This window comes from Sphingopyxis sp. 550A (assembly GCF_053569535.1).
Window position 1 is genome coordinate 4,049,650 of the sequence record NZ_CM131615.1, and the last position, 19,269, is coordinate 4,068,918.

At 61.6% G+C, this 19,269-nt stretch carries 19 protein-coding genes and 1 pseudogene; 12 read left to right on the top strand and 8 right to left on the bottom strand.

Annotated elements, in window-relative coordinates:
- Positions 1–230: 230 nt before the first annotated feature.
- The 4 genes from ACVENA_RS19610 to ACVENA_RS19625 form a co-directional block, all read right to left on the bottom strand.
- Positions 231–1,046, bottom strand: coding sequence for an alpha/beta fold hydrolase (locus ACVENA_RS19610; protein WP_449326738.1), 816 nt, complete (start codon positions 1,044–1,046; stop codon positions 231–233).
- A 136-nt stretch (positions 1,047–1,182) separates the two neighbouring features.
- Positions 1,183–3,600: a TonB-dependent receptor gene (locus ACVENA_RS19615; RefSeq protein ID WP_449326739.1), complete on the bottom strand. Its 2,418-nt coding sequence runs from the start codon at positions 3,598–3,600 to the stop codon at positions 1,183–1,185.
- A 28-nt stretch (positions 3,601–3,628) separates the two neighbouring features.
- A complete protein-coding gene (locus ACVENA_RS19620; RefSeq protein ID WP_449326740.1) occupies positions 3,629–5,980 on the bottom strand; it encodes a penicillin acylase family protein in 2,352 nt (783 codons plus the stop codon).
- Positions 5,977–6,795, bottom strand: a complete 819-nt coding sequence (locus ACVENA_RS19625; protein ID WP_449326741.1) for a DJ-1/PfpI family protein — start codon at positions 6,793–6,795, stop codon at positions 5,977–5,979. The genes ACVENA_RS19620 and ACVENA_RS19625 overlap by 4 nt, the downstream gene beginning before the upstream one ends.
- Before the next feature lie 105 nt (positions 6,796–6,900).
- Between ACVENA_RS19625 and ACVENA_RS19630 the strand changes: the two genes are divergently transcribed.
- Genes ACVENA_RS19630 through ACVENA_RS19655 form a run of 6 tightly spaced genes read left to right on the top strand, consistent with a single transcriptional unit; the run spans position 6,901 to position 12,441 of the window.
- Positions 6,901–7,389 carry a MaoC family dehydratase gene (locus tag ACVENA_RS19630; protein WP_449326742.1) on the top strand — a complete coding sequence of 163 codons (489 nt, stop codon included), beginning with the start codon at positions 6,901–6,903 and terminating at the stop codon, positions 7,387–7,389.
- Positions 7,382–8,695 (top strand): MFS transporter, encoded by a 1,314-nt coding sequence (locus tag ACVENA_RS19635; RefSeq protein ID WP_449326743.1) that lies wholly within the window; start codon positions 7,382–7,384, stop codon positions 8,693–8,695. The genes ACVENA_RS19630 and ACVENA_RS19635 overlap by 8 nt, the downstream gene beginning before the upstream one ends.
- A 38-nt stretch (positions 8,696–8,733) precedes the next feature.
- On the top strand, positions 8,734–9,468 hold the full coding sequence (locus ACVENA_RS19640; protein ID WP_449326744.1) for a TetR/AcrR family transcriptional regulator: 735 nt from the start codon (positions 8,734–8,736) through the stop codon (positions 9,466–9,468).
- A complete protein-coding gene (locus ACVENA_RS19645; protein ID WP_449326745.1) occupies positions 9,465–10,490 on the top strand; it encodes a phosphotriesterase family protein in 1,026 nt (341 codons plus the stop codon). The genes ACVENA_RS19640 and ACVENA_RS19645 overlap by 4 nt, the downstream gene beginning before the upstream one ends.
- Complete coding sequence (locus ACVENA_RS19650; RefSeq protein ID WP_449326746.1) at positions 10,487–11,974, top strand: class I adenylate-forming enzyme family protein; 1,488 nt, start codon at positions 10,487–10,489, stop codon at positions 11,972–11,974. The genes ACVENA_RS19645 and ACVENA_RS19650 overlap by 4 nt, the downstream gene beginning before the upstream one ends.
- Before the next feature lie 59 nt (positions 11,975–12,033).
- Positions 12,034–12,441 (top strand): IS5 family transposase, encoded by a 408-nt coding sequence (locus tag ACVENA_RS19655; protein ID WP_449326747.1) that lies wholly within the window; start codon positions 12,034–12,036, stop codon positions 12,439–12,441.
- On the opposite strand, the gene ACVENA_RS19660 is transcribed toward ACVENA_RS19655, so the two are convergent.
- From ACVENA_RS19660 to ACVENA_RS19675, 4 genes and pseudogenes are all read right to left on the bottom strand, one after another.
- On the bottom strand, positions 12,422–12,799 hold the full coding sequence (locus tag ACVENA_RS19660) for a plasmid pRiA4b ORF-3 family protein (RefSeq protein ID WP_449326748.1): 378 nt from the start codon (positions 12,797–12,799) through the stop codon (positions 12,422–12,424). The two genes, ACVENA_RS19655 and ACVENA_RS19660, sit on opposite strands and share 20 nt — an antisense overlap.
- 25 nt (positions 12,800–12,824) lie before the next feature.
- Positions 12,825–13,151: pseudogene (locus tag ACVENA_RS19665) on the bottom strand (hypothetical protein); the annotation flags it as partial.
- Between the two features lie 120 nt (positions 13,152–13,271).
- Positions 13,272–14,987 (bottom strand): acyl-CoA dehydrogenase, encoded by a 1,716-nt coding sequence (locus ACVENA_RS19670; RefSeq protein WP_449326749.1) that lies wholly within the window; start codon positions 14,985–14,987, stop codon positions 13,272–13,274.
- A gap of 110 nt (positions 14,988–15,097) precedes the next feature.
- Complete coding sequence (locus ACVENA_RS19675; RefSeq protein ID WP_449326750.1) at positions 15,098–16,174, bottom strand: ornithine cyclodeaminase; 1,077 nt, start codon at positions 16,172–16,174, stop codon at positions 15,098–15,100.
- 66 nt (positions 16,175–16,240) lie between these two features.
- Between ACVENA_RS19675 and ACVENA_RS19680 the strand changes: the two genes are divergently transcribed.
- From ACVENA_RS19680 to ACVENA_RS19705, 6 genes are all read left to right on the top strand, one after another.
- Positions 16,241–16,741, top strand: coding sequence for an Lrp/AsnC family transcriptional regulator (locus ACVENA_RS19680; RefSeq protein WP_241942233.1), 501 nt, complete (start codon positions 16,241–16,243; stop codon positions 16,739–16,741).
- A gap of 226 nt (positions 16,742–16,967) precedes the next feature.
- On the top strand, positions 16,968–17,333 hold the full coding sequence (locus ACVENA_RS19685) for a DUF2946 family protein (protein ID WP_241942232.1): 366 nt from the start codon (positions 16,968–16,970) through the stop codon (positions 17,331–17,333).
- An 83-nt stretch (positions 17,334–17,416) separates the two neighbouring features.
- Positions 17,417–17,953 (top strand): DUF2244 domain-containing protein, encoded by a 537-nt coding sequence (locus ACVENA_RS19690; RefSeq protein ID WP_449326751.1) that lies wholly within the window; start codon positions 17,417–17,419, stop codon positions 17,951–17,953.
- A gap of 3 nt (positions 17,954–17,956) precedes the next feature.
- Positions 17,957–18,163, top strand: a complete 207-nt coding sequence (locus ACVENA_RS19695) for a hypothetical protein (RefSeq protein ID WP_241942230.1) — start codon at positions 17,957–17,959, stop codon at positions 18,161–18,163.
- Positions 18,160–18,648, top strand: coding sequence for a copper chaperone PCu(A)C (locus ACVENA_RS19700; protein WP_241942229.1), 489 nt, complete (start codon positions 18,160–18,162; stop codon positions 18,646–18,648). The genes ACVENA_RS19695 and ACVENA_RS19700 overlap by 4 nt, the downstream gene beginning before the upstream one ends.
- The gene (locus tag ACVENA_RS19705; RefSeq protein ID WP_449326752.1) at positions 18,635–19,261 is read left to right on the top strand and encodes an SCO family protein; all 627 of its coding nucleotides are present in this window, start codon (positions 18,635–18,637) and stop codon (positions 19,259–19,261) included. Before ACVENA_RS19700 ends, ACVENA_RS19705 begins: the two co-directional genes overlap by 14 nt.
- The last annotated feature ends 8 nt before the right edge of the window (positions 19,262–19,269 follow it).

A 19,269-nucleotide genomic window follows, 5' to 3' on the forward strand; every position in this document is an offset into this window, starting at 1 on the left:
GAAGGGGGTGCCTATTGCACGCTGATCCTCAAGCATGGCAACTATGGGGATTTCCATCCCTTCTTGGTCAGACCAAGGGAAAAACAATATCACTGCAAATACTGCTGCTGCCAGGACGATGGTTGCCAGTGCGGGCGGTAAATGAAAGCACCACTTGTCGGGGGGGGGCCAGTTCACAGAGCCATCGATTCCCCACTGCATGGGAAGCCGCGCATGATCGCTTTGGCCTGCTACCGTGGCTGGTCCCGTAGGCTGTCGAAAAAGTTCGCTAAGATGTCAGCCAGATCTTTCGGCGCCTCAAGCGGAGGGGTGTGCCCAACGCCTGGCATCACCGCGATTTGCGCCGAGGGAATGCCGGCCACGATGTGTCTTGCCTTGTCGATGCCGTTGACGAAATCCTCGTCGCCGACCACGAATAAAGCAGGGCAACGCACATATTCGAGCATGTGGCTGATATCGACTCGGCGCAGGATCGGCGCCGCTGCCCGTCCCACTGCCATGCCGTTGTTGCCGCAGATATGGGCGCGCCAGGAGTCGCGCGCCGCGGCCATTTCGGGCGCTTCATTGAAGCGCTTGCCGAAAATGAGCGGCATTAGTTCTCCGATCACACTTTCCGGTCCGTCGCCGGAATAGCGCGCGAACAGATCCTCGTAGCGAACCAACGTTTCGATCGTTTCGCATTTCGCCGAGGATCCGATGCCGACCGCAGCGCTGATCAAATCGGGATATTGCGCCGCCAGACGAATGGCGATCACACCGCCCACCGAAACCCCAACCACATGGCAGGGGGCAAGGTCGAGGGCCTCGATCAACGCCCGAGCGTCATTCACAAGACCGTCAACATCATGGCCGAAAGGAGCCACTTCGCTTCGTCCCTGCGACCTCCAGTCAAGACTGACGCAGCGATAACGGTCCTTGAGTCCGGTGATCTGATCGGCAAACATCCGTCCGTCAAAAAACAGGCCGTGGATGAAAAGGATGGTCGGGCCTTCGCCGCCCGTGTCCTCGTAGTAGTGCTGCGTCCGGTTGAGCGTTATCGTAGCCATCCTGGGCTCCTCGGCTTTTGCTACTGTGTTATTTGGTCAGTTTAACCCTGCGCGGCGATCGCTGCCGCGCAGGGTTTAAGCTTCGACTGGGCCCAAGCTGGCGTGTCGGCTGTGGCCCGGTTGATGGACCCGAAGGTTAGAAGTGAATGCCCACCTCGACGCCGAAGGTGCGCGGCTCGTTGTAGAACTGGCCGTAGTTGGGTGCGATGCCGTCGGTCTGGGTCACCACAACGTAGTGCTTGTCGGTCAAGTTGCGCACATACGCGGCGATCGAGAACGGCTGTCCTTCCGGCTGGAAGGAAACGCGCGCATTCATCAGCGTATAGCCAACCAGGGTCCGCGACATCTCACGCATAGTGGTGGGGGCAGGCAGCGACGGGTTGACGTTGGCGCTCGCCAACTGGGGCATGAAGCGGTTGCTCCTTCCGTTGGCGTCGACGATGAAGCCCAGCTTGCCGAATCCCGCGATATCAGCGTCATAGCGCGCCTCGACAGTCCAGCTCCACTTGGGCGCGAATTCGCGGCGAAGGCCCATGTAGCTTGCCAGACCGCCGCTATCGAGCGTCGCGTACTGCTGTGTATCGTGATACTTGGCATCGAGGTATGTCATACTTCCCGACAAGCGCAGGCCATTGACGGGGACCACGAAGGTTTCAAGCTCGACGCCTTTGTGTCGAGCATCGACGTTGCCGGGACGACCGAAAACAGCACCGGTGGCGCTGACCGCCGGTACGCTGGCCTGGGCGTCTGCATAGTCATAGTAGAAAGCGGCGGCATTGAGTCCGAACCGGCGGTTCCAGCCCTGGAGCTTGAATCCCGCTTCATAGGCCCAGACCGTTTCCTCCCTGAACGGCACAATCGACGATTGTCCCTGGCTGGGAAAGCCTCCGAAAAACCCGCCTTCCTTGATGCCGCGGCCAAGGCTGGCGTAGAACAGGGTGTTCTCGCCCGGCTTCCAGCTCAGGTAGAGGTTGCCGGTCCAATTGTTGCGGAGGTGGTAGCTGTCGCTGAGCGTGTAATTGACCAAGCTCTGGACCAGAGGTGAAGCAGAAACCGCGCCGGTGCCAAGCGGGAAGTTGAAGCCACCATCGTGGTAGCGCTTGGTCAGATCGGTATAACGCAGCGCGCCATTAAGCTTAAAGGTCGGCGTGAAGGCATAGCCTGCCTCGAGATAGCCAGAATAGGTGCGAGAATTCTGAAGATAGCCGACATCGGCTACGGCCTCGCTGCGGCTGGCTGCGCCGTAGGCTGTGAACGCGGTCCCGGTGAACGGATCGTCGCGAAACAGGAACGTGCGTTTGCTGTTCAGTCGTTCCTCGCCGTAATTGAAACCCAGTGCCCAGGTGAAGGGGCCTTCGCCGTTGGACTGAAGCCGCAGGTCCTGGCTGAAGATCTTGAAGCGGTCGCGCGTGATCGAGTGGCCAAGCTCGTTGGCCGTGGCGTCGGCATCCATCTGGCGGCCATAGTCGAAGTCGCGATAGGCCGTGATGCTTTCAAGCGAAACCGCGCCAAAATCGATCTTTAGGTCGAAGGTCGTTCCCAGGGTTTCGACGTCGAGCTTGTTGTAGGCATTGGAAAGCGTGGTTGAGCCGTTCGCCGCCTGGGTAGCGGGGCTTGCGGACGACAGGAAGGTGAAGCCAAGCGCGTTGAGGACGCCTGGGTAGGTGCGGCAGGCATCACTGAGCGCCCCCGCATTGAAGGGCGCACACCACAATGCCGCACTGGTGCCTCCCTCCGAGGACAGGGCGCGAGCACCGGCGGCGCGCAGCAGCGGAAGCTCGGAGCGGTCCCTCGAATAATCGATGATCAGCTTGGCCGTGACATTCGAGGCGGGCGCCACCAGCAGGGTGCCGCGCAAGCCAAAGACATCAGCGTCGCCCCAATCGCGGTTGTCAGAGATGCTGTGCTGCCAGCCTCCGCCCGCCTTGACCGTACCGGCGATGCGCAACGCGGCCACATCGGCTGCCAGAGGAACAGAGACGCCAGCGTCCAGCGAAAACCGGCTATGGCTGCCATAGGAAAGCGTCGCATCGGCGCGCAGGTTGGAAAGGTCAGGCTTGCGCGAGATGATCTTGACCGCGCCGCCGCTTGTGTTGCGGCCGTAAGTACCACCCTGCGGTCCCTTGAGCACTTCAACCCGCTCGACGTCGAACAGCGGCATCTGCCCCTGCGCATTGGTTACCTCATAGACTTCGTCAAGGTAGATCGAGGCCGGCGGCGGATTGTTGGGATTGGTTTCGACCAAACCGACGCCACGGATGATCCAGGTTGGCTGTCCGGTTACGGTCCGGAAGATCTGAACTCCCGCAACCTTGTCCGCCACATCCTCAAGGTTAACGACGTTGCGCTTCTTGAGTTCCTCGCCGCCAAATGCGGAAAGCATCATGGGAACGTTCTGGATGGTTTCGCTCCGCCGCTGGGCAGTAACCACGATCTCGTCCGATTCACCCTGATCCGGGTTCGCGCTCGCAGCTTGGTTCTGGGCGAGTGCGGGCGTGCAAATGGCCAGAAGTGACACGGATGCGATCCAGCCGGAAATATGCGCAACTTTCATGAAGAGAATCCTTTGCTTTATGGGGATATCAATAAGAAAGCCGGACAGTTTCTCCGACTTGATCGGCTTTGACCTGGGGAGGGGTGAACGCGACGTCGGCAAGGGACTGGCTTGAGTAGAGTGCGGTGAGATCGCCGAAATGCGACGAGCGTGGGTTGGTCGATTGCGAATAGGTCACCATGAAGCGTCCGCGCGGCCCCTCGGGGCGCAGTTCGACAACGTGGATGTAACTGTCGCCGCGAAGGCGCTGGGGATCTTCTGGGTTTGCCCTGATCGGATCGACCAGCATGTGATAAGTGTACGATGTGCCCGACAGCGGCAGACGGGCTCCGTTGCGCGATGCAAACTGAACCTCGCGCAAGGGAGCGTCGATTGCGATCCCGACGCGGCTCATGCGCAAAACCGCTCTGGCCAGCGCGGTGCGGGTTTCATCCGAGACGTTGAGGCCGCGCGGAGTCGCGATCGGATCGGCAGGATCGAAAGGAACCTTCCAGTAGCGGACGGCAAGCTTGAAGCCGGTCTCGGGCAGCCGCTCGAGTCCGATCATGAATTCACGAAACAAGATCGAGCCGCGCGCGTCGGGCCGGTCGGTCCGGTCCCATCGTGCGAGGATGGAGCAAGCCCGGGTGAGGTCGACCTTTCCTTCGCCGCCGAGATCAACAACGGGCCTGGCGCGACAATCGTCCAGGATGTCGTCCAGCAAGAGCTCGGCCATCAGGTTGCGTGAGCGGAAGAACAGCGCCTCCCACTTTCCGGCGTCGATGCCTGGTGCGCCGAGGCCATCGCTGCCATCGCGCCGCCCGAGCGCCATCATGATGCCCATTCGCGTGCGTTCGCCGCGCAAGGTGCGCTCGTTGCCGATCGTTGCCGCATATCCCTCGAGGGTTGCGGAGCTGTCCCAGGTCGAGAGCCAGTGGCTGTCGTTTGAATTGAGGACGAAATCGTCGCGAATCATCGAAGGGCGACGCGAGGCCGGCACGGTTCCGGGCTGGACCGCAGCGGGATCGCGGCCCCAACCGCAAGTCGAATCGCTCCCATTGAGAATCGCGGCGACATATTCGACCGTCGGGGCGATCTGTGCATCGACCGTCACCCGGCACCGGGCGAGCTTGGCGTCGTCGACATCTGGTGTCAGCGAAATGTTGCCGTAGAGGACCTGCCCGGTTGAATCCGCAGCCGTCAGGTTTGACCAGGGAAGAGCCATATGCCGTTCGAGCGCGTCCTTCACGGCGCCGACCGTCTTTGCCTTGCCGACATCGAGAAATGCATCGGCGAGGCGCACGTTTCCGTTTTCCGCGTCGGCAATCGAGTAGGCGCGCCGATCTGTCCACTCGAATCCGGGAAGGGCCATCATCCAGCCGTAGCGTGTCCTCCACAGCTTCCGTTTGCGGGTTTCAATCCCGTTCCCGGTCTTTACCGGGACCGCAATCGTTACTGCGGTCATGGCTTCGGAATGGCCGTCAACTATGTAGCGGGTCGGCGATTTAGGATCGAGCTCGAGTTGGTAGACAGTCGCGTGCTGGTCGGTGGTGTAGGTGATCGACCAGCCCATGCTTTCGTTGAAACCCAGCATCGGTACAGGAAGATTGTAGAGTGCCGCTCCGAAGACATTGTACTTGCCCGGCACGGTCAATTGCACGGCATGGAGGCGCTCGATCCCGTCCCAGGGAAAATGCGGATTTGAGAAGCTGAGTCCGCCTCCCCACGCGGTCATCTTACGTCCGAATGCTGCAGCGTTCGAACCGGCCATCGGTTCGGGATACGAAGGCTCGACACGGGCCACGGTGCCCCCCGGAGGGGTCGCGCGGGCAATCTGCTGAAGGAGCAGGTTCGAGGTCTCGAGAATTGGGACATGGACGATCCGCCGCCAGATGTCGGCTTCGGTCAGCGGCCTGAACCAGGCCTTTCCGCGGCAATCCTCACCGGGCAGGGCGGTTTCACTGGCGTGCTTGTTGAAGCCGCGGACGTATCCCTTGACGAGCGCCCGCATGTCGGCAGAGGCATAGGCCTGCGCGGCCTTCGTCACGGCGGGCGTCAAATGAGCCCGGAAAAACACATCGCTGTCAAAGTTATTGACCTGCAGACCGCCGCCGAGATTGGCGAAGCCGTCGAAGTAGGTCGCATCGGGTCCTATCCGCAACGAGCGTTCGCCGGCCAGGGTGATGGCGTGATCGACCGCAAGGCAAAGGTTGTCGCGGGCATAGACCCAGCCATAGCCAAATCCCACGCCCTCGAAGTCGTCGGCCTTTACGTGTGCGACGCCATAGGCGGTGTAGCGCACCTCGGCCGCGCGGCTGGCGGCATGGGCGGGCGTAGATGCAAGCGCAGCGGCGAGCGCCAGCGGCGCGGCCGACAAGGCGAAGACGCGCGCGACGGTCACGAGCCGAGCACCTTGGCTGCGGCGCGCGGAACAACCACGTTAACCTGGTCGATGAAGGGGGCGTAGACCTTGGAAAGGTGATCTACGACCTCCCGTCCGGCACCCTGCGGTGTGCCCGCATTGAAGGGAGGGTGCGGATCGTATTCAATGTTGAGCTGCAGGGCCTTGGCGTGATTTTCCCCGACCAGCCGCGCTGCCAGCGTCAAGGCCATGTCGATGCCTGCCGTGACCCCGGCGCCGGTCACGCGGTTGCGATCCTCGACAACGCGGGCTTCCACCGGGGTAGCGCCGAACGCCGTGAGCCGGTCGCGCACGACCCAGTGCGAGGTCGCACGGTATCCGTCGAGCAGGCCTGCCGCCCCCAGGACCAGTGAACCGGTACAGATGCTGGTGACATAGCTTGCGGTCGGGGCATGTCGGCGCAGAAAGCCGAGAACCTGCGGGTCCTCCATGCAGGCCAGCGTTCCCACCGTGCCGCCGGGGACGAAAATGATGTCGATCGGCCCGGCCTCTTCTGCCTCCTCAAAGGTCATAGTCGGCACAATCGCCAGGCCTGAAGTCGAACGGACGGGGGTGTGCGACTTCCAGACAAGTCCTACCCGGTGGGTGCCCAATCCCGCGAAGACGGCCTCGGGCCCGACCAGATCGAGCGGGAACATGCCCGGATAGGCAATCATCGCCAGAATCGGTTTGTTTCCAGCGGCAGCAGGCGTTTGGCTTGTGGAAACACTGTCGGCCACGCGTGCCATAGAGGCGCTGGCGGTCATCGCCACACCCGTCACTCCCATTGCAGAAAGCAGTTCACGTCGATTCACGAAACCCTCCAAAACCTAGTATGTAGTAGCTTATAACTGAAACTTGACTAGGTTCTTACGAAATGTCAACTGTCCGTCGAGGCGCTCGCGTCGTCAGGAGGAAACATGAATAAATCGGCTGAAATCCGCCATTCAGTTCTCGAAACACGAGTCGGCGAAGAGTTCGGCGTTTCGCCGTGGTTGACGATAGACCAATTGCGAATCGACGTCTTTGCTGCAGTTACGGACGACATTGAACCGCTTCACAATGACCCGAAGTGGTGCGAACGGAACAGTCCCTACGGGCGCCCGATCGCCCACGGGTTCCTTACGCTGTCGCTGCTGACGAAGTTCCTGCACCAGGTAACCGATTATGCGATTGCGGGCCGTCACGACAGTCGAGGCCACCCGATCAACTATGGCTTCGATCGTGTGCGCTTCCTGATCCCCGTTGCGGTGGGCGAGCGAATCCGTTGTCGGGTGAAGCTTGACGGTGTGGAAGAACGCGAAAGCGGCACGATGCTGCGGCTCGAGGTAACAGTCGAGATCGAGGGAATGCCTGACAAGCCCGCACTGATTGCCGATTGGCTGGCGCTGTGGGTCGGCGATGACTGAGCGCAAGAATCCGACAACGCAAGGCCAAGGCACCGCGTGGCGGCTGGCCTTCCTGCTGTTCCTGGTGAATTCACTTTCCTTCGTCGACCGGCAGATCCTGACGCTGCTGGTCGAACCGATCCGCGCGGATCTGGAGATCAGCGACACCCAGATCAGCCTTCTCCAGGGCATCGCGTTCGCCAGCTTCTATGCCTTGCTGGGCCTGCCCCTGGGGCGCCTTGCCGATCGTACCGACCGGCCCAGGCTAATCGCCGTCGGTATCGGCATATGGAGCGTCATGACCGCCGTGTCCGGTTTGGCGCGCGATTACGCGCATCTGTTTCTTGCCCGGATGGGGGTCGCGGTTGGTGAGGCTGCACTTTCCCCGGCCGCAGTCTCGCTGCTATCCGATCGCTTCCCGCGAAACCGGGTGGCAAGAGCGATCGGTTTGTTCCAGAGTGGAATTTTTGTTGGTTCGGCACTTGCCCTGCTGGCAGGCGGATGGCTGCTGGCTTGGCTCGGCGACACGGTCCATTTGCCCGTTGTGGGAGTTATAGCAGGCTGGCGCGTGGTATTCACGGTCATCGGATTGCCAGGACTGATCTTTTCACTCGCCATGTTTCTGGTTGACGAGCCGCGCCGTCAGGCGGCCGGTGCCGCGCCTGCTCAGTTACCCCTCAGGCAAGGTCTCGCCTGGCTTTGGGCGCGACGGGGAGTCTATGGTCCTCACTTTGTCGCTTTTACCGCTATCACTGTCTTGGCCTATGGCACTCTGGCCTGGGCCCCCACCGTACTAGTGCGGGTCCACGGGCTGACACCAGCCGAAGCGGGCGTGCGGCTGGGTACCATGATGTTGGTAATGGGGCCACTGGGCGTATTCGGCTCGGGCTGGCTTGTCGATCAGCTGCTTGCCCGGCGCGTCGCAGATGGTCCGCCGCTGGCTGCGATCGGGGGTGTGTTGTTGTTCGTGGCCAGCGTTCCGGTTTTCGCCCTGTCGGCACAGCTTGGCGTGGTGCTGGCGGCTGCCCTGGTTGTCGCCTTCGCTCAAAGCTATCCCTATGGCATTGCTAGCGCTTCGCTGGCATTGATTACGCCTCCGGCGATGCGGGGGCAGGTTACGGCGCTTTACCTGCTTATCTCAAACCTTGTCGGCCTAAGCCTAGGCCCGTTACTTGTCGCGTTGGGCACCGATTACCTGTTCGCTAACGATCTTGCCGTTGGCCGATCGCTTGCGCTTTTACCTGCCATAACCGCACCTGTCGCGCTGGCGGCCCTTGTGATGTTAAGGCGCCCATATGCAGCTAGCTGGCGAGAGGTAAGCGAATGAGTGTGGAGGTGCCAGATTCTCTGAGTTTTCGGGACTATGTGGCGCGTCGTCAGGCCGGGGAGCAGCTGCGTACCAAGGGAGAGCGCACTCGCGCGCGGATCCGTCTGGCCACGATAGAGGTGCTCAATACTATCGGCTATCGCGACATGAAAGTGTCGGATGTCTGCGAACGGGCGGGCATCACCACGCCGGTCCTCTATCTTTATTTCGAAGGCAAGTTGGCGCTTACAGAGGACGTCCTGCGCGAATTTCTTGACAGCTTCATGGCCGGGGCCGGTCCCGCAGGACATGCCGGCGGCCGAACGCCCTATGCGGCAATCTATGCCGCCAACCGCAGCTGGATTGCGGCGGCGCGCGCCAATGCAGGGCTGATCCGCTGTCTGCTGCAATTCGCCGACGAGGTTCCCGAATTCGCCGCGATCTTTTCGGAAGCAAACCGCCGCTGGTACGAGCGCATCGCTCGCGCGACGATCCAGCGCTTTCCGCGGATCCGCGTCGACGAGAACCAGGTACAGCTTGCGGCCTATGCCCTGGGCGGCATGATGGATGAGATGGTCCGCAAGCTTTTCGGAGCGCAGGATCCCGCGCTATCGGAGATTCTTGCCCGCACCGCGAGCGATGATGACCAGCTTGCCCGCTTTCTCAGCATCCTGTGGTACCGCGCGCTATTTGCTGCGGACCCGGACGGGGTGGAAAACGGTTTAGCACCGCTGGCCCGCGCCGCGGCGAGCTTGCGCCGCCGCGAACGCAGAAAGGGCACGGCAGAAGAATGAACAGCGTTGTTCGAACCGTCCTGGGCGATATCGCCCCCGGTGATCTCGGTCCGACTCTGATGCACGAGCATCTGCTATGCGACATTCGCCCACCCGATTGGCACGGCGATGGATGCTGCGGCTATGATATCCTGATCGATGAGCGCTTTGCGATCGACTACGGCGAGGTTCACGCTCCGGGAAACCTGATCCTGGACGGGATTGATCTCATTGCCGGCGAGTTGGAACGCTTTCGCGCCGATGGCGGGGCGGCGATCGTCGAGCTGTCTTGCGGGGGACTTCATCCCGATCCGGTCGGGCTGGCCGAACTCGCGCGGCGCAGTGGTGTCCAGATTGTGATGGGTTGCGGTTGGTATGTCGATGAATACCAGGATTCCGCCAACGCCGGACGCAATATCGAGAGTTTCGCGGCAGAGATGATCGCGGCAATCCGCGAGGGCGCCTTTGGCACCGGGGTGCGCGCCGGCATCATCGGCGAAATCGGTTGCCAGGCCCCGTGGACCGACCTGGAAAAGCGCGTGATGGCAGCAGCCGTGATCGCCATGCAGGAAACCGGCGCGGCACTTGCCGTGCATCCCGGGCGCGATGCGGACCAGCCGCAGGAGATCGCCGGTTTCCTGCGCGGGCACGGGGCGGATCTTACCCGGGTGGTGATCAGCCACATCGACCGGACCATCTTCGATGACGAACGGCTGTTCCGCCTGGCTGACACCGGCATCGGCGTCGAATTCGATCTCTTCGGGATGGAAACGACCTACTATAAGTGGGCCGATATCGACATGCCCAACGATGGCGTGCGGGTCGCGGCGCTGCGGCGCCTGCGCGACCGGGGGCACATCGACCAGCTGCTGATCAGCCAGGACATCTGCTATCGCTCGCGGCTGCTGCGCTACGGCGGACACGGCTACGGTCACCTGTTCAGGAATGTTGTCCCCCTGCTGCTGCGCAGAGGATTTTGCCAGGAGGAAGTCGACCGGATGCTGCTTGAGACACCACGCCGGCTTCTGGCGCTGCCGCAATGAACCCGCTTGGAATGCTTGCTCCCGCAGCCCCGGGGTTGCGTCGCCTTGGCGATTATCTGGACCTCCCGCCAGACGAGGCCGATGCCATGCTTACGGGGCGCGCGCGCTGGGACTACCGGCAGTTGCGCGGCGCGGTTGAGAGCTGCGCGGCCGGATTGCTGGATCTTGGGGTCGCCGCGGGCGATCGGGTCGCCATCCTTTCGGCACCGGCTCCGGAGTTCTGGATCAGCTTTCTTGCGACCGCGCGGATCGGGGCGGTGTGGCTGGGGCTGTCACCGCGCAGCACGGCCGACGAACTGTCCACGCTGCTCGCGGATTCATCTCCTTCAGTTGTGTTGCTCGGCGAGTCTGCTGATCCAGACGTTCTTCCGCACGGGATTCGCACCGTTCCCTTCCGGGCGATCGAGGGGCAGGGTCCGGTTCCCGATGTTTCGGAACCCGACAAGCCGGCTCTCGTCGTCTTCACTTCGGGATCGTCGGGGAGGAGAAAACCCGCGCTCATCTCGCAAAGTGCCCTGGTCGAGGGCGCCCGCAGGCGCATCTCCGCATGGAATCACGGGCCCTTTCGGACTTTGGTCAATCTGCCGATCAATCATATCGGCGGCGTCGGAGATCTTGCAGTCACGACGCTTGTTTCGGGGGGGTGCCTGTCGTTCATGTCGCGCTTCAAGGCCGATGGAACGCTTGCGCGCATTGCCCGCGACAGACTGACATTCTGGTATCAGGTCCCCACTATGTTCGAACTGGTGTTGGCGGCGGATGATCCGGCTGCGCACGATCTGTCCTCTCTCGAAGCAGTGTGCTGGTCAGGCGCGCCGGCCAGCGAGGCGCTGGTGGCAAGGCTTGATGGGTTGTTCCCCGGTCGGCTCGGCACTGACTATAGCCAGACCGAAAGCGTTGGCGCGATCACGCTGGCGCCACTCGGAACACCCGCCGAACTGTTGGCGGGTTCGCCCGGCTGGCCCGTTCCGGGGCGCAATGTGGCCTTGTCGGATGCGGGAGAGGTCCTTGTCGGCCGCGAGGCATGCTTCCTGGGTTATCTTGGCCGTTCCGACAGCGACGACGACACTCTCCGTGACGGCTGGCTCCATACAGGCGATGTCGGAGAATGGCTTCCCGACGGCAGACTGAAACTGGTCGGCCGGCTCAGCGACATGTTCAAGTCGGGCGGCTACAATGTCTACCCGCGCGAGATCGAACAGGTGCTTGAAGAGCATCCGGGCGTGGCGCGCGCTGCGGTTGCTGGCTTGCCCGACCCCTTGTGGGGTGAAGTGGGCCATGCCTGGATCGAACCGCAGCTGGGACAGTTACTGGATATTGACGCGTTGAGCGAACAATTGGCCAAGCGGCTGGCGCATTACAAGCTGCCAAAGCACTTCCACATCATGGAAGCTCTCCCACTGCTGCCCGTGGGCAAGGTCGACAAGCGCGCCCTTGTTTCGAGTCTGTCTGAGGCACTTTCGGTACCCGCGAGCCATCGCTAGACTAGGGGTTGTGGGGATTCAGGATTCCCATTTGTCCGAAGATGTGATTCACACTTCGGATGGAACGCTTCGTATTGACCGACGCCCAGTGGGCAAAGATGGAACCGCATTGTCTGGGCAAGCCGACGGACCCCGGACGCAGCGGCAGGAACAACCGCTTGTTCCTGGAGGCGGTGCTTTGGATTGTGCGGACGGGCAGTCCGTGGCGCGATCTGCCGGCCATGTTCGGCAACTGGAGCACAGCCTTCCGGCGGTTTCGTGATTGGCGCGAAGCCGATGTTTTCAAGCGGATTTTCGATACCCTGTCGGAGGAACCCGACATGGAATACGCCATGGTCGATGCCACCATCGTGAAGGTTCACCGGCACGGCCAGGGCGCAAAAGGGGGACTCAGAGCCAGGCCATTGGCCGTTCCAAAGGTAAGCGTGGTCAGGAAACCGCCATCGATTAGCTGTCGCGGGATTTAGCGTCGGCGTAGGCGGCTTTTCCCTGCGCCCTTCGCTTGGCGAGCTTTGCCATGCGTGCGCTGATCTCGTCGGGGCTGATATCGGCGGGGTCGAAGGGTCGGCCATACCATTCGATCATGGATTTGCGTTCGGGATGACGCGGCTTGGACATGGCCTCAAGGAACTCTTCGAACCCTGGTGTGCCACCGACATCTTCGGGCGGGGCTCGCCGTTCGCCATCGACGAAGCGGGGGTAATTGGTGCCGGGAATGGTGGATGAGATCTCTTCGATCTCGATACGATGTCGCCAGTTGTCGCCGAAATCATAGGTGTAGGTGAAGCTGGTTATGCCGCGCTCGACGAGCTTGTTAATGCGCATATGGGCGGCGTCGCGGGTGCGGACTCAGCGCGTCGCGGGTCTGGTTGTCGGGGATGCGCAGAAGGGCTTCCGCAAGGCACATCAATGCCACCCCTTCGCGACTGGAGAGCGAATAGTCCGTCACCAACCCTTCGATGCCGCTGCGCTGGCCCTTAGCGCGCAACGCCTTGACGAGTCCCGTTGCGGTTTCCGCGATGGCGTCCTGCAGTACCGGCTCGAGCGTTGCCTGTGGCAGGAGTTCGGCAACGGCATCGGGTTCCGGGCGGCGGTATGCCTCGGTAATGGCCTGGCGCAACGCCGATTGCTCGCGCACTTGCGGGGCAAAACGGGTAAAGGCAGCCGCCGATTGCATGCATTTTTTCATTAGAGGAATCCTGTTGGCACAGCAGAATTGAAACTCAGCGCCTTTGCAAGTGGTTGCGCCAAAGGGCTGTCGACTTGCGAGGCAACCCATCCATTGCGAGAAGTGCGGTCACATCTCATCGACATTCAGATCGAACAGGTAGGCCGCTCCAGCTTGCACTCCCTCCGCCAGTCCGAGAGCCTCCGCTACGATATGCGCGCGGTACCAGTTGGCGCAGGCGATCTTACCCTTCAGGAAGCCAGGATCGCCTTGTCGCTTTGCCAGCAGATCTGCGGCGATGCGACCCTGGCGTTCCATCAGCCAGCCACAGGTCATCACGCTGACCATGCTGAGGTAGGGCGCACTTGCCGCCAGCCGGTCATCGACTTCCCAGGCCAGCAACGACCGGGTCAGGTCAGCTACCTTGTCGGTCAGGGCCACGAGGTTTGGATGTTGCGCTTCTGCACGGACATCCGCGATGAGCCTTGCCATCCCCGCACCGTCATCGCCCGCGAGTTTTCGTCCGACAAGGTCGGCAGCCTGTATGCCGTTCGTCCCCTCGTAGATCGGGGCGATACGGGCGTCGCGATAGTGCTGCGCAGCCCCCGTTTCCTCGATGAAACCCATGCCGCCATGGACTTGAATGCCAAGCGAGGCGACTTCGCAGCCAACGTCCGTGCCGTGGCTCTTGGCGAGCGGGGTGAGCAGATCGAGACGCTGCCTTGCGCCATCGAGAGCAAGACGCGCGCGATCCACCTCCACCGCGGCTGCATAGACCAGGGCGCGAACTGCCTGGGTCTGGGCTTTCATCCGCATCAGCATGCGCCTGACATCGTGGTGTTCGATGATGGCGACCGGTTCGGCAGAGGTGCCATTCGCGCGCGCCGACTGGATGCGCTGGCGTGCATAGGCGAGGGCCTGCTGCGTCGCGCGTTCGGCGATCTGGACTCCCTGCAGCCCGATATTCAGCCGCGCATTGTTCATCATCGTGAACATGGCGCGCATCCCGCCAAACTCGGGGCCTATCAACCAGCCATGGCAATCGTCGTTGTCGCCATAGACCATGACGCAGGTCGGTGAGCTGTGAATCCCCAGCTTGTGCTCGATCGAAGCGCAGTACACGTCATTGCGACTTCCGTCGGGCCGCACCTTGGGGACAAGGAAAAGCGAAATACCACGCGTTCCCGGCTGGCCATCTGGCGTTCGGGCCAGAACCAGGTGGATGATGTTGTCGGCCAGGTCGTGTTCGCCGAAGGTGATGAAGATTTTCGTCCCCTTGATCCGCCAGCTGCCATCTTTCACGGGTACTGCGCTTGTGCGGAGCGCGCCGACGTCCGATCCTGCCTGAGGCTCGGTCAGGTTCATCGTGCCTGTCCATTCGCCTGTCACCAGCTTTTCCAGATAGATGCGGCGCAAGTCGTCGCAGCCATGGCTCGCCAGGGCCTCGACCGCCCCGGAAGTGAGGATGGGGCACAGGCCAAAGCCCATGTTCGCGGCCCCCAGACTTTCGGCGACCGCAAAACCGAGCACATTGGGCAAACCCTGGCCGCCAAACTCAACAGGTCCGGCGATCGTCCCCCAACCGCCCTCGACATAGGCGTTGTATGCCTCCTTGAAGCCCGGCGGCATGGTGACGACGCCATCCTCCCATTTGGGGGCGATCCTGTCTCCCGTGCGATTGGTCGGTGCCCATTCCCCTTCGGAAAGCGCTGCGGCGCCTTCAAGAATGGCGTCGATCATGTCGGGCTCCGTTGCGGCAAAGCGTGGCGTCGCTGCGAGGTCCGTGATCCGCGCGACATGCTGGAGAACGAAGCGCTGTTCGGTCAGGGGAGAGGAAAATGGCATCGTGCCTCGCTGTGAATGGCTGTAATCGGGGGGTGCCGCTTGAGATCCTGTCCACCGGCCCCGTTGCGTTTCGCTGCTCCGGCCCCATGGTCGGTCACAAGGCCGGTGGCTCAGGCCGCGGCCCGCTGGAGCATGCCAAACAGGTCGCGCGGATCATCAGGATCGGCGACGATGTCGATTTCCTGGTAGAAGTCGGTCCCCTTGAGCTTGTCGTATACGTAGCGAAGCGCGGAGAAATCCTCGATCGCGAAGCCGACGCTGTCAAACAGGGTGATCTGGCGGGGGTCGCGCCTGCCAGCGGCTTCGCCGCTGAGGACCTTGCAGAACTCGGTCACCGGATAGTCGGGATCCATCTGCTGGATTTCGCCTTCAATGCGCGTTTGTGGTTCGAATTCGACGAAAGTGGCCGCGCGGGCGAGAATGTCCTTGTGCAGTTCGGTCTTGCCGGGGCAATCGCCGCCGATCGCATTGATATGTATGCCGGCGCCGACCAAGTTGTCGGTCAGGATCGTCGCATAGGCTTTGTCGGCCGTGCAGGTCGTGATGATCTGTGCGCCTTGGATCGCGTCATGTGAACTGACGCAGGGGATCACCCGCAATCCGCTGTCTCGCAGATTGCGCGCCGCCTTTTCGGTTGCCTTGGGGTCGATGTCGTAAAGCCGTACTTCCTCGATGCCGATAACTGCCTTCATCGCCAGAGCCTGGAACTCGGCCTGCGCGCCATTGCCAATCATGGCCAGGACTTTGGCATCCTGCGGGGCAAGGTGGCGGGCCGCCATGGCCGAAGTTGCTGCTGTGCGCAACGCGGTGAGCAACGTCATCTCCGTCAGCATGAGAGGGTAACCGGTGTCCACCCGTGCGAGAAGGCCAAATGCCGCGACGGTCTGAAAGCCTTTGGTCGTATTGCTGGGGTGCCCGTTGACATATTTGAAGCTGAAGGATTCTCCATCCGATGTCGGCATGAGTTCGATCACACCTTCATGAGAGTGCGATGCCAGTCTTGGCGTCTTTTCGAAAAGGTCCCAACGGCGAAAATCCGCTTCCACCGTATCGGTCAGTTCCAGCAGGACTTGCTCGATGCCGGAATGATGCACCAGGCGCATCATGTTCTCGACGCTGACGAAGGGGATATAGGCGAGTTGGGAAGGGGCGGGAGGCATGGCAGATCTTTCGCAGTCGTGGTCCATTCCATTCACCATATGAATCGTAGATATCTATCGAAATGCCAGTTTTGTCTTGAAATTGAGGCATGATTGAGCAATTTGCCTAGTTCATTCGGGCATTTCGTCACCCAAGTGAAGGATCTCCGCATTTCCAAATCGATCGCAAAATTCATTCCGGATGATCTTGATCGCCGCCTGATCGCCCATCTAAGAGTCGACGGACGCGCGCCGCTGTCCAAGCTGGCTGATGCCTTGGGGGTGGCGCGCGGAACGGTTCAGAACAGACTCGACCGGCTTTTGGCGACGGGTGCTCTGCTCGGCTTCACCGTTCGCGTGCGCGAGGATTACGACGATCTTACTGTTCGCGCCGTCATGATGGTCGAGGTGTCGGGCAAATCCACCACACAGGTGATCCAGAGGCTCAGAGGAATTGCGGAAATCCGGTCGCTGCACACGACGAATGGGAATTGGGATCTGGTCGCGGATATCTGCGCGCCCAGTTTATCGGACTTCGATCGCGTTCTGAGGGAAGTGAGGATGATCGACGGCATTGAAAACAGCGAAACAAGTCTGTTGCTGAGCACCATTTGACCCTGCGGCGCCCTCACTGAAGCGTCCCGGGTTTTTCGGAGGTGGTTCAAATGTTGGTTCGTCAAACTTCAAGTGTCATTGATCGCCATCGCCGTTCGCGAGAATAGATTCATCGAGATAAGTCGGTCATTGCCAAAAGCTTGATGACAGTTGAGCAAACCAAGCCTAGTGGGACCTTGAGATGTCAGTGTCACGCACTCTTCTTATGCACCATCGCGCCCTGGCCATGATCCTGATCGTGGCGGCGCTGTGCATGAAAGTGCTGGTTCCTGCCGGTTACATGATCGGCAGTGCAGACCGAGTGCTGACAGTGGTGATTTGCGCCGACTCGCAGGGCGGGCATTTGACCAAGCAGATCGTGATCCCCGGCGACGGGCAATCTCACGGCGGTCAAAGCGAGCATGGCAAGTCTGACGGCACCTGCGCGTTCTCCGCATTGTCGTTCGCCAGCCTGAGCGCTGCCGATCCGGCACTGCTGGCGCTGGCCCTGATATTCATCATGGCGCTCGGCTTTGTGCCGGTTACCGCGCCGCGCGCGCTGCGGCATTCCCACCTCCGTCCGCCTCTGCGCGGCCCACCGGCTTTGGTCTGACAGTCTAGATTTCCTGTCAGACGGGCCGGTCGCGCGTCATCACCTTCCCGATACGTGCGCCGGCCTAGCCGGAGCATTTCCCAATGTATCAATTGTTGCGCCGTCCAGAAGGACGGCCCTGGGCCACGCCAGGCGACTGGCTTGCCCTACCTGCATCCGATCCGCTGCCTGCGGAACGGCCATTCGTCCTGCTCATGCGCGAGAACCGTTCGACGCTTGGCAGCCATGAGCGCCAAGCCATCGCCATTCTTGGCACCTGCCTGACGATCATCGCCGTGCTGCCTGCCCTGAAAGGGTATTGGCTGGTTCCGGTGTTTTCGCTGGGCGTCCTTGCTCTCTTGGTGTTCGCCCTGGACCGGCATCGCCAATCGGCACCGGCAAGCGAAACGCTGGAATTGGGCCAAGGCAAAGTCGTGCTCCGACGTTCGCGCCAGAAGCCAATCGAACTTTCCCCCTGGGGGACGCAGTTCGCCGCCGAGCAGCGCAGCCCTGCCAATCTTCGCCTGTTTCTCAGGCATCGGCAGCACTCCATCGAGATCGGCGCATGCCTCAGCCTCGAAGAGCGTGAAGCCATCGCCCCCATCATTGCGGCTGCGCTCGCGCAAGCCCGCAGGAGCTGATCCATGAACAGCATCACACTTTCACCCCGGTTTATCACGGCGCTGCGCACTGTGCGCATCGCCGCCTGGCTCGCTGTAGCGTTCTGCCTTGGCACCCATTTCGCCGCGCCCGCGCCTGAGAACTTTCAACTGCAGGCCGCCCATCCTGTCTCGCATATGATCGGGGCTTCGTCCTGCGGCTGTGCCGACCACGAGGGGACCATCTCATGACCATCTGCCAACGTCTGTTTGCCGCGATTGCTATGACGGCTGTCGTTGCCACGCCCATTGACGCCGCACCAAGCCGGGTCGGCGCGATCACTGTTTCCGGGGCCTGGTCCAGAGAAACCGCCTCCGGGCAGGCAGTGGGCGGCGGATTTGCGCGCATTGCCAACAGTGGCGCGCGTGAGGATCGCCTCGTCGGAGCCACCAGCCCGATTGCCGCCGAAGTCCAGCTCCACACCATGTCGATGGACGGCGGCGTGATGCGGATGCGGCAAGTCACCGATGGTATCGCCGTCCCGGCCAGAGGCACACTCGAACTGCGGCCCGGCAGCTTCCACGTCATGTTCATGGGGCTCAAGCGCCAGCTCCGCCAGGGTGAGCGCTTCCCGGTCACCCTGCGCTTTCAGCGCGCGGGACGCGTGACGGTGCAATTTGCCGTCCAGGCAGTCGGGGCAGCCGGGCCAATGGAGGGCGGACATGTCGGACACTGATAGGCCCGCCCCATCAACTGGGTTGGCGAAGGCACGCTGGGTGCTATGGCTACTAGTTGCGCTTGCGGGGATGCTCGCCTTGCTGTTCACGCTTGGCCGGAGCGGTGGCGACACTCCGCCGTCCAGCTATGCCGGTGCGTTCGGTGGGCCGTTCGAGCTGACCGCCCCCGACGGGTCAAGCGTCACGGACAAAACGCTGGCAGGCAAGCCGTTCGCGATCTTCTTCGGCTTCACCCGCTGCCCCGATGTCTGCCCGACCAGCCTGTCACGCATGGCGCGGCTGCGAAAGCAGCTTGGGCCGGACGGCATGAAGTTCAACATCGTCTTTGTCTCGGTCGATCCCGGCCATGACAAGCCCGCAGACCTTGGCAAATATGTCGACCTGTTCGGCACGCCGATAATCGGCCTTACCGGAACCGATGCCCAGCTTGACCGGATCAAGAAGGGCTACGGGGTCTATTCGGCCAAAGTGCCGCAACCGGGCGGCGACTATACTATCGATCATACCGCAGCGATCTACCTGATGACCGCCAAGGGCGAATTTTCGGGAACCATCGACTTCCAGGAATCCGACCAGACCGCGCTTGAGAAACTCAAGCGGCTGATCGGCTGAACCAACAA